Here is an 11,033-nt window from a genome sequence, read left to right as displayed (position 1 = left end):
CGTCACGTTGAACGCGCTTTACATAGGGCCTGTTTTTGACCAATCGTATCATCATCATTTTTTATTTTGCTTTATGGCTACTCCTGTTGCCACTGAATACACTGAATTTTTGAAAAAGTCTCTGCGCTTCTGCATTGCCACTGCTCCGAACCCCGAACGGTTACAGAAGGTTTTGGGGCCCGGATTCAAACCGGTATGGTGCCCGGGCGATGAGGTCTTTTGCTGGAGGAATATCAACAAACTCAGCGCTTCTGTGCCTCAGTGGCAAGGCGCTCCGGTATATGATCCAACAGATCCAAGGCCTTTGCATCTTTATATCTTTCTGCCCATTCTTTTAAATACCGCCGGTGCGTTTCCAATACGTTCCTGTATGCCGGAAGGCGCGCCAGGTCCTTCATTTCACCGGGGTCTTTATCTATATCAAACAAGGATTCCCGCTGCCGGCCTTCATCATAGATCCAGTATTTGAACTGCGCGCTGCGTACCATCCGCCCTTCGGGTTTAAAACTTTTTTTCCCGGGGAAAATATTTACACCAACAGCGACCCTGTTTGCTGCAACAATATACCGGCGATCTGCACCCGGGAGCAATACATCCCGGCCTGGTAATGCAATGGAAGGATCAATACCTGCATAGGCACAAATAGTAGGGATCAGGTCGATGCCGGTGTTGACCAGGCGATCCGATCTTTTGTGCTCCAGCCCCGGGCCTGATAAGATAAACGGAACCCGCGCAGCTTCCTCATAAAATACCGTTTTCTGGTTCCACTGATGAGCGCCCTGCATATCGCCATGGTCGCTCAGGAATACGATCAGCGTATTCTCATACTGGCCCGAAGCCTTCAGTGCTTTTAAAACCCGGCCTATATAGCCGTCTGTTTTTTCAACCAACCGGTAATAAGCCCACCTGTAGGCCTGCCATTGTTCCATTGTAAAATTCCCCACCGGGAATTTCGGGTTTGCCTGCACGGCTTTGCGCAGATCCCGGTTAATATCGCTTTCATTGACTGAGGGTGCATGATTGGGCAATAACGGCGGGTAGCCGGCAGCGGACACCGGTGTTGCGATGTTACCGTCCGGAAGCCGGTCGCCCCTTGCCCATTCGCATATATTGTGGGGGTTCACGAAGGAAACGACCAGTAAAAAGGGTTGCTTTCTTTTTTTATTGATGAACCGGATCGCAGAGCCCGGCAACAGGCTGTCGGCGCCTCCCAACTGGTTATTTTCGGCCCATTGAAATCCACTGATCTGTTTATTCTTTAAAGGAAATGCCGGCACATGCCATTTACCCACATACCCGGTTTCATAGCCTTTTGCTGAAAAAAAAGTACCCATTACGGGAAAGTGTACCGTGTCGGACCTGGGCGTTTCATTATCCATAATGCCCAGCTCATGCGGGTACCGCCCTGTGAACATCGCCGAACGCGAAGGTGTGCAGAGCGGATTAGCGCAATAAGCCCTTGTAAAGCTAATACCGCTTTTTACCAGCGCATCCATATTCGGTGTATGAAGATAGCGGTTACCGGCAACAGCGCTCATAGCATCAGCAGATTGCTCATCCGTCATAATGATAAGTATATTCTTCCCCGACCTGGTTTCCTGGCCCTTAGCGGACAACAAGCTCCCAAAACAAAAAACCATCAGGCAGATCCATTTTAAATACATGCTGTGCTATTTAATTTCATAATAAAAAATACCGGCATATTTTTCATTCAATGGCCTCGAATAATAAAGCCGTTTTCCATCTCTTGAAAAGGCAGGGTTCACATGAAAACGCCGCTTCCACACGATATCATAAGGGTTATACCTTGCAATCTCAATCGCTTTTCCGGGATGCCCGTCAGGATACAGCGTAAACACAACCGGGTTGGTCTGGTAAAAGGTTTCGGATGCCACCCATTGCCTGTCCGGAGAGATGCAGAGGTGATTTCCTTTCGGAGTAATGTTTCGCTGCAGGATATTCCCCTCCAGGTCTACCCGCACCAGTGTAAAACGTAGCTTCGGGTCTCCGGGCTTTTTGCCGTCCTTTTCATACCGCAGGTGCCCGATCAGGGATCCATTGTCATACCAGATGGAATGCAGTGTTTGTGTCATTATCGTAAGGCCGCTTCCATCCCTGTTACAAATGCCCTGTAACTGCCCCTCTTCAAACGGCCCCACATCCAGCCGGAATGCGATCTTCTTTCCATCCGGTGCATACTGGCAATGAAGCGCCCGCCAGTCCTTAACGGGGGCCACCTGATCCCCCGGCAAAAAAGAAGGTAACGGTATTTTTGCTATGTCTGCATTGGACAATACTAATTTTGTTTCAAAGGTATCACCGTCCAGTTCGTAAATACCCGGTTCACCGGTTCCTTCTCCGCTATAGATATTGTACAGGATCTTATGGTTAATGGGATAGTGACCAAGCCCTGCACAGCTGATCTTTTTTGTTAACAGGTCCTTGCCGGTACGGGCGGCAACGATCCGGATACGGCCCTTATCAAAAAACACGATCCGGTCATTGTCGATCCATTGGGCTTCCACACCGTTATGTGCAACAGTGCCGTCTATATCCGCCAGCTTCCGGTGGTTCTCCAGGTCCCGGGTACAGGTCCATAGTTCCCCGGGCACAGATTCTTCCCGGCCATAAGGCTCTTTCTTACACCGCACATAAACGAGTACCTTCCCATCCGGGCTTTCGGGTGTCGTATTGTAAAACGAAAAGACCGCCGACATCCCATCCGGACTTACCTGGTGCTCTTTCAGCTGCGGCTGGGCGTTCAGTGTGATGGTGCCAAACAACAAAACTGCTGCCGATATATGCCGTATTACAGATCTTGCTTTCATTACAACTATTATGAGTTTACCGGATCTCGCAAAAGAAGGTTCCATTATATTTTTTATTGAGCGGTCTTGAATAATAGATACGTTTCCCGTCCCGCGAAAAAGCCGGGTTCACATGAAAGCGCCGCTTCCAGGTAATATCATAGGGATCAAATGCCTCAACTGTTACGGTTGCTTCCGGATGGCCGATCCTATATAATTTAACGATGACCGGGTTCGTCTGATAAAATGTTTCTGAAACAAACTGCTGCCGGTCCGGCGACATAGCCAGATGGTTGCCGGGAGGCGTCATCATTTCCTGCAACACATTCCCATCCAGGTCCCAGCGGGTAAGGGTATACCTTCTTTCCGGGGCTTCCGGCCGTCGGCCATTTTTATCCACCTGCAAATGCCCGACGATGGAGGCATTGTCGTACCAGAAAAAATGCAATGCCTTATGCATGATCTTTAAACCGGTGCCATCGCGATTACAGATACCCAGCAGTTGTGCTTTTTCGGACGAACCGACATCTAAGCGGAAGGCGATCTTTTTCCCATCCGGTGAATACTGGCTATGAAGCGTGCGCCAGTACTGAAGCGAATCAATATCCTTCGGTTGCAGGTAAGCGGGGAGCCGCAGTTTCGCGCAATCCTTTACACGCAGCACCAAACGGGTTTGCTGTGTATTGCAATCCAGTTCATAAGTACCCGGTTCTCCCCTTCCATCACTGGCATAGATATTATACAATATGTAGTTTTGGTACGGCTGATGTCCCAGCCCGTCGGCCTTAATTTTCTTTTTCAGCAGGTCTTTACCGTTATGAACATCTACCAGCCGGACCAGGCCACTGTCAAAAAAAGCGATGCGGCTGTTATCTACCCACTGCGCCTCCACCCCGTTATGGGCGGCCGTTCCGGCTATATCGGTCACTTTACGGTGTTCCTTTAAATCACGATCGCAGACCCATAACCCGGCTGCGGTAAAATGATCCCGGCCTGAAGGCTCCTGCCTGCAACGGACATAAACAATGGTACTGCCATCCGGGCTTTCGGGACAGGTATTGAAAAGAGAAAAGATCGTAGACGCGCCATCTGCACCTACCTGGTGCGCTGTTAATTGAGGGGGGCGTAGTGATTTCGCCTGCTGGGCCCTGACCGGCCCTGTAAACAGGATGCCCGCTGCTATCGTTGTAAGCCAGGCAAACCATTTTGCAGGATACTCCTGTATGTTGATATGCATCTTTATAAGATTTCTATAAAAAAAGTACCGTTATGCGTCGCATCCAGCGGCCGGGAATAATAAAGCCGTTTCCCATCCCGCGAAAAAGAAGGGTTTACATGAAACTTTTCTTTCCAGGTTACCCGCTGCGGATCAAAACGGCATACTTCCCTTGCCTGCTTACCCGGCCGGATGGTATAAAGCGTTAACACCACCGGGTTGGTCTGGTAAAAACTTTCTGAGGCAACATATTCCCGGCTGGGCGATAGCGCCAGGTGGTTGCCCCGCGGTGCCAGCATCTGGCCGATCACCTTCCCGTTAAGATCCCAGCGTGTAAGCGAAAATCTCCGATCGTAAGGTTCGGGTTTTTTCCCATCCGGCTCATTGCTCAAATGCCCGATGATCGAATGGCTGTCGTACCACAAAAAATGCAGCGGCTTTATCCAAACCTTTATATCCGTACCGTCTGCATTACAAACCCCCAGTAAAATTTCATCATCCTTTGGCCCCAGTTCTATGCGGAAACATATTTTTTCCCCGTCCGGCGAATACTGGAGATGCGATAATTGCCATTGCAGCAACGGGTAGAGGGAATCTTTTTTAAGAAATGCAGGCAGGGGCAGCGCTCCCAGGTCTTTCAAATGTAAAACAGTACGTACTTCCTGTGTATTACAATCCAGTTCATAGATGCCCGGCTCACCGGGTACTTTGCCTTCACAGATGGAATAAAGCAATTTGCCCTTATATGTTTCATGACCTATTTCAGAAGCCACCCGCTCTTTCCGGAGCAGGTCCTTACCGGAATGAATAGCTACTACCCTTAATTTCAGATCATCGAATAATGCGATCCGGTTATTATCCACCCACTGCGTTTCTGCACCATCGTGCACCGAGATGCTTTTTATCTGCGCTACCTTACGGTGATGGCTGATATCCCGGTCGCAGATCCAGAGAGCAGCCGGTACTCTTGTTTTGCCTGGCGCCGGCTCTTGTTCGCAACGGATGTAGGCAATTGTTTTGCCATCGGGGCTCTCCGGCGTGGTATTGAAATAAGAAAAAACCGTGGACGCCCCTTCCCTGCCTACCTGGTGCTCTTGGAAGCGGGCATTGCCCTGCGCCGCTGTGATTGCCGGAATACATGCCGCCGCCAAAATCGCAGGCAGACAAGTCAACAATTTTACAAAACCGTTCATCATCCGATTCGCTTTATAAGAAGGTTGTCTATTTCCATTGATGTATGCCAGGTCCTGAACCCGAACAATCCTTTTTCACAGGGGCCGGTATCCGATGCTTCCAGCGTCTTCCTGTTATTTTCCCAATATTCAAACTGATCCCCTTTCTTTACCAGCTTTATATGCAGTTTCCCGCCCCGGCCTGCTCTTGGGCCAAAGCTTTCACTTACCCGTTTAAAGCCCGGGTTCCTGCGAAAGCGATAGCGTACCCTGCCGGGGTCTTCATTCGTAACATTGGTAAAGATGTACCCGCTCAATGTATGATAGCGCCGGTAAAGCCCATCCTGCCGGCTGGCTGCTGTTTGCCGGAGCGGCCTCCCTGAGGGATCACCGTACATAAAGAATATATTTACGTTATTGGCGTCATCAGAAGACGATAACAAATACACATCAAATTCAACACTCAGATCGCCGGCCAGCTCCCGGTCCAGCCAAATTGTGGCAGCCCGGCTTCCCGTGGTATCGGCATCTATAAAAAGGCGCCCGTTCTTAACGGAAGCAGCATTGCCTTCGCTCCAGAAAAATGCGGGAAGCGCGCCATCGGGGTCGTTAAAGGTTTCGTTCACCACCACCGTATCTTTAGCAAAAGCGCACAAAAAGCTATAAATACCCATGAGCACAAGCCGGTACATGATATATGAATTAAAGTGATCTGTTAATGGCGCCTGTCTGAAGCCTAATCCCAATTGGGGTTCTGGGTCAATAATGGATTCAGGTCCCGTTCATTTCCCGGGATGGGGAATAAATAATCCCGATCCTCCCTGAATACTTTTTTAAGACTCAAGCTAACAAACCGGAAATCCAGGACATCATTGTTCAGACTGAAAACCGGGTCCTGGGCGGGTGTCAGATGCGCTATATGCCATCTTTTTACGTCAAAGTACAGATGTGTTTCAAACATCAGTTCCTTGTAGCGCTCCAGCCGGATGGCCCGCTGCATCTGGTCTTTGCCCAATCCTGCAGCGAGATCCACGATCTTCGCCCGCTCCCGGATGCGGTTCACGGCATCATATACCTCGGGCACCGGTCCCCTGGCCTCATTTACAGCTTCTGCATACATGAGCAACACATCGGCAAAGCGGACCAGCGGAAAATTGGTGGGGCAGGTACTCGGATTCAGGATATTTTCTTCACCCAATGTCATGAATTTACGTATCGGGATTACACCGGCGGGCTGTTTTTGAGTGTACCAGGTGGTGCGCAATGCAGGGGTATCTGCGTTAATATAGGAACTATAAGGCCAATACACTTTATAATAGGCATTGTTATTGCCATAAAAAGTAGATCCCGGCAAAATAACGCTTTGATGGAGCCGTGTATCCATATTGACAAAGCTGGTATCATACCATTTAACCAGGTCCTTGCCGTAGCTTACTTCCCCGGTATTACCTGCAGGGTAGCCGTTCCGTTTTGGAATCGTAGAAAGATTTACAGCACTGCCATCCCTGTGTGTAAACACACTCAGGGCTGTTGTAGCCGCCTCTGCATAATCTTCTCCTCCCTGGCCAAGGCTCCTGTTTCCATACCATTTTTCAAAGCTGCTGCCCATGCCTGCTTCGTTAGTATACTGAAGCTCGAAAACAGACTCTTTATTATTCTGGGTTTTCCAATAAAAGGAATCGCCAAAATTATCGGTGAGATCATACGTGTAGGGTTCCTGCAGCAGTTTGGCAAATTCCGCTTCGGCCTCCGGCCAGCGCCGGAGGTAGAGGTAGGTCTTCCCCAGCATGGCTATTGCCGCGCCGCTGGTAGCCCGTCCTAAATCAGCAGATGCATAACTAACGGGCAGTTTTTCCGCTGCGTCTTTAAAATCACTGATGATCAGTGCCGTTACATCGGCCACCGAAGACCTTGGCAAGTAGGTGGCGTCTACGGGCATGGGTTTATCCAGGATAACCACCTCCCCAAAATAATTCCAGAGATAGAAGTAGCACAGCCCCCTGAAGAATTTTGCTTCGCCGGTAAGTCGGTTACGCAATGCTTCGGTTACCTTTTCATTATTGTTGAGCCCCGCTATTACATCATTGGCATACATAATGGGCTGGTAGAAGTTGGTATACAGGTTTAATATACCTGCCGCGCGGCTGGTGCTCATTCCCGTGGATATGGCATTAGCGCCCGCCCTGCCGTAAGAATAACTGTCCGGCCCCAGGTTGGTGGTAATATTGAGGAACGGATCCTTAAAAGCGGTTTGCGCGGCCGACTGGTAGATACCATTAACCGCCAATGTAGCATTCGCATCGTTCTCAAAGATCCTGGAACTTCCCACACCATCATACGGGGCCCTATCTAAAAAATTTTTATTACACGCCATAGCAGGCAGGATCAATAAAAAAGCGATTATATAAATTTTGAAATTCATGTTGCTGAAGTTTAATAAAAATTAAAACCGAACCTGGAGGCCAACGGAAGCCGTCTTTCCCAGGGGATAGGACGCATCATCATTCTGGGACCTGGTCATTTCCGGGTCAAGGTTCGGCCACTTTGTCCGGGTAAAATAATTTTCAAGGTTTGCAAAAAACCTTAATTTATTCAGGCCCATTTTTCTGATCAGCGGGCCGGGCAGCGAGTACCCGAGCTGCAGCGAGCGGATCTTCAGATAATCGGCCTTGTGCAGGTAGAAATCAGAAACCTGGTCATTTACCGTACTGCCACTATATACCTTGGGGATGGTAGTGCTTTTATTTTCCGGCGTCCACATATTTAAATACTCCGTAGGGAACACAAAATTGCTTACGTTGTGATTGAGCGCATAAACGGCCGATTGTAAATACCGGTCCCATTTGCCTACGCCATCAAAGTATACGCTAAGATCGATACCGGCAAAGTCCAGGGTAAGGCTGCCGCCATAGGTATAAAGCGGTATGGGATTGCCTTTGAGCACACGGTCTCCATCATTGATCTGTTTATCCCCATTGGCATCTTTATACAAAAAATCTCCGGGGCCGGGCGTTACAGGGGCAAAGGTATACCCTGCAGCCTTCAGGTCATCGATCTCCTGCTGTGTCTGGATGATATGGTCTACTTCCCTTACCCAGAATATGCCGATGGGATAACCTTCTGTCCATGCAGCGGCATTCTGGCCATGCGGCTCAATAAAGCTGCCTTTATAGTGCAGGATACGGTTTTTATTATATGCAAAATTTACGGCGGCCGCAATACCCAGCCTGCCCAGCTGTTGTGTATAGCGGGCATCTGCCTCGAAACCAGCGTTGCGTACTTCTGCCGAGTTTACAAAAGCTGCGCCAATACCACCGGTGGTTGCCGGTGTAGGCAGTTTGGCGAGGATTTTTTGAGTCAGCTTATTATAATAGCCCAGGGTCAGCTCCAGCCGGTTAAACAGCCGCATATCCATACCCAGGTTGGTAACCGTGGTACCTTCCCAGGTGATCAGCGGGTTTCCAAAATCGGTATAGACCAGGGCCGATCCGGATGTTTCATTAAAGGGATATTTTACTACGGAATAAAAGTTCTGCCAGTCGTAATTGCCAATACCGTTATTACCCAGCTGACCGTAAGAGGCACGCAGTTTTAAGCTGGTAAACACGGAAGTTAAAGGCTGAAAGAAGTCCTCGCGCGAGATCACCCATCCCGCAGAGGCCGAGGGGAACACGCCCCACCGGCGCTCCGGCGCAAACTTAGAGGAACCATCATACCGGATATTGGCCTCAAACAGGTATTTGCCGCTGAAGTCATAGTTGAAGCGCCCGAAATAGGAACGCAGTGCGTAATCGCTGGCATTCCCGGTGGGAGGCAGTATCTCTCCGGTGGCTGCATTAAAAACCGGCGTTTCATAGCCCAGCAATCCCTGCCGGCCGGCGCCAAACCCCTGGTTTTTTGCATACTCCTGGTTATAGCCCAGGAGCAGGTGGCCGTTGTGTTTCCCAAATGACCGGGTGTAATCTGCATATACATCAATGATCTGCCGTTCATTTTTTTGAAAATTATTTCTTAAGGTCCTGATACTTGCAGACTGATCATTGGTGATCTCACCGGTTTTAAAATTCCAGAGATCCGCAGGTTCCGAACCACCCCAGCTGTATTGCTGAAAAATGGTCGCAAAATAACTGGCCGTAACAGAGAGGCCTTTTAAAGGCGTGAACACCGCAAAGGCCTTTCCCTGGAAGCGGTTGCCCTTTGTTTCGCCGCGCTGTTGTTTTGCGGTGCGTAAAGGATTATTATTGCTTACTTCACCGGCCAGTTGCGGGGCACCGTAGCGGCCATCCGGGTGCTGGGCCAGGGTGGAGGGACTGCTGGCCCTGAACCATTGAAAGATACTGTTGATATCATCCTCATTGCTCAGGGGATCTGATCTTTGGGAGATATAGGTAACATTATTCCCCAGCCGGAGCCAGTCGTTCACCTTATAGGAAAGATTATTAAGGAAACTGACCCGTCGAAAAGCACTGTTGGGGATCATTCCGTCATCCATATTATAGTCCATGGACGAATAGAAATTGATCTTGTCATTGCCGCCCCTGGCAGATATGTTATGATCCTGTACCATATTCTTTTTCGTAATGGCCTTCCACCAGTTGGTGCTGGGATAGCTGATGGGGTCTTCTTTAATGCCCTTGCTCCATTCGGCAAAGTCTGCTTCATCGTAGGGTGGCGGATCATCGGGTTTGTCATTCAGCAGTACCCTATTGATCAGCTTCATATGATCGAGCGTGTTGTAAGCCCAATCGGGCAGCATGGTCGGCTTCTTCCATCCTACATAGTTGTTATAGGTAAAGTTCACCTTACCGTTCATGCCCTTTCCCGTCTTGGTCGTAATCAGGATCACCCCGTTGGATGCCCGGGAGCCATATATGGACGCAGAGGCCGCATCTTTTAGTATGGAAACCGATGCCACATCATTCGGGCTCACCGAACTGATATCGGCGGCCTGCCCGTCTACGATCACCAGCGGCGCCGAGCTGGTATTTAATGACCCCACTCCTCTTACGCTAAGGCTGGCGTTATTGTTGGCGCTGGGAATACCATTTGCCTGCTGTACCCTGATACCGGCCGCCAGGCCTGCCATGGCGGAAGAGACATTGGTAATAGCCCTCGAATTCATTGACTGCTTATCAAAATCGATGGTAGATACGGCGCCGGTAAGATTGCCCTTTTTCTGTGTTCCATATCCCACGATGACCACCTGGTCCATTTGCGCGTCTGTCTTTTCCAGCACTACCGCCATATTATTGACTGCCTGCAGTTCCTTTGCCTGGTACCCCAATGAACTAAACACCAGTATCGCATTGGCGGCGCTCACATTCAGGGAGAAGCTGCCATCGTCTTTGCTGGCCGTACCATTCGTGGTGCCTTTCTCCAGGATACTTACTCCTACCAGGGGTTTGCCATCCGTATCCGCGACCTTCCCCGTTATGATCCTGGCTTTGCTGGCCTCGCCCGGCACGATCACCACAAGCGCATTATTGAGAAACTCATAAGACAAAGCAGTATTTTGAAGAATTTTCTCCATCACATAATTCAGCGTTGCATTTTCTGCTGAAATGCTCACTGTTTTATTTTTAGGCAGCGTTTCCGTTTTATATACAAACCGGTATGAGCCCTGCGCCTCAATCGATTTTAAAGCGGCTTCAACGGAAACATTTTTGAGCTGGATATTGATCGTCTGCGCTGAAATATTGTCAGCAAATGCCTGGAACGAAAAAACTAAACTAAGGATAATCGCAAGCTTCGCCATTAGCAGATATTTGACCATTCCATTGCCGCAAAACAGGGCAATAGAATTGCATTTTTTTTGCATACCTTTACATTGGTTTTTGG

General features: G+C 49.4%; 7 protein-coding genes. All 7 read right to left on the bottom strand.

Going from position 1 to position 11,033, the window contains the following annotated elements:
• Positions 1-242 precede the first annotated feature (242 nt).
• From BLS44_RS11765 to BLS44_RS11735, 7 genes are read right to left on the bottom strand one after another with little or no spacing between them, the layout of a single operon-like run.
• Entirely contained in the window at positions 243-1,664 is a 1,422-nt protein-coding gene (locus BLS44_RS11765; protein ID WP_090390246.1) for a sulfatase family protein, read from the bottom strand.
• 6 nt (positions 1,665-1,670) lie between these two features.
• On the bottom strand, positions 1,671-2,828 hold the full coding sequence (locus BLS44_RS11760; protein ID WP_090390245.1) for a TolB-like translocation protein: 1,158 nt from the start codon (positions 2,826-2,828) through the stop codon (positions 1,671-1,673).
• A 16-nt stretch (positions 2,829-2,844) separates the two neighbouring features.
• Positions 2,845-4,044, bottom strand: a complete 1,200-nt coding sequence (locus BLS44_RS11755; protein ID WP_090390244.1) for a TolB-like translocation protein — start codon at positions 4,042-4,044, stop codon at positions 2,845-2,847.
• Positions 4,045-4,046: 2 nt separating this feature from the next.
• The gene (locus BLS44_RS11750) at positions 4,047-5,219 is read right to left on the bottom strand and encodes a PD40 domain-containing protein (RefSeq protein ID WP_143019745.1); all 1,173 of its coding nucleotides are present in this window, start codon (positions 5,217-5,219) and stop codon (positions 4,047-4,049) included.
• Positions 5,216-5,887 carry a DUF6250 domain-containing protein gene (locus BLS44_RS11745; protein ID WP_090390242.1) on the bottom strand — a complete coding sequence of 224 codons (672 nt, stop codon included), beginning with the start codon at positions 5,885-5,887 and terminating at the stop codon, positions 5,216-5,218. Before BLS44_RS11745 ends, BLS44_RS11750 begins: the two co-directional genes overlap by 4 nt.
• Positions 5,888-5,931: 44 nt before the next feature.
• Complete coding sequence (locus tag BLS44_RS11740; protein ID WP_090390241.1) at positions 5,932-7,617, bottom strand: RagB/SusD family nutrient uptake outer membrane protein; 1,686 nt, start codon at positions 7,615-7,617, stop codon at positions 5,932-5,934.
• 21 nt (positions 7,618-7,638) lie between these two features.
• Positions 7,639-10,950, bottom strand: coding sequence for a TonB-dependent receptor (locus BLS44_RS11735; protein WP_176954398.1), 3,312 nt, complete (start codon positions 10,948-10,950; stop codon positions 7,639-7,641).
• Between the last annotated feature and the right edge of the window lie 83 nt (positions 10,951-11,033).

Source organism: Niabella drilacis (assembly GCF_900101395.1).
Classification (GTDB): domain Bacteria; phylum Bacteroidota; class Bacteroidia; order Chitinophagales; family Chitinophagaceae; genus Niabella; species Niabella drilacis.
Note: the sequence above shows the minus strand (reverse complement) of the source record. Positions and strands in the feature narration are given on the sequence as shown.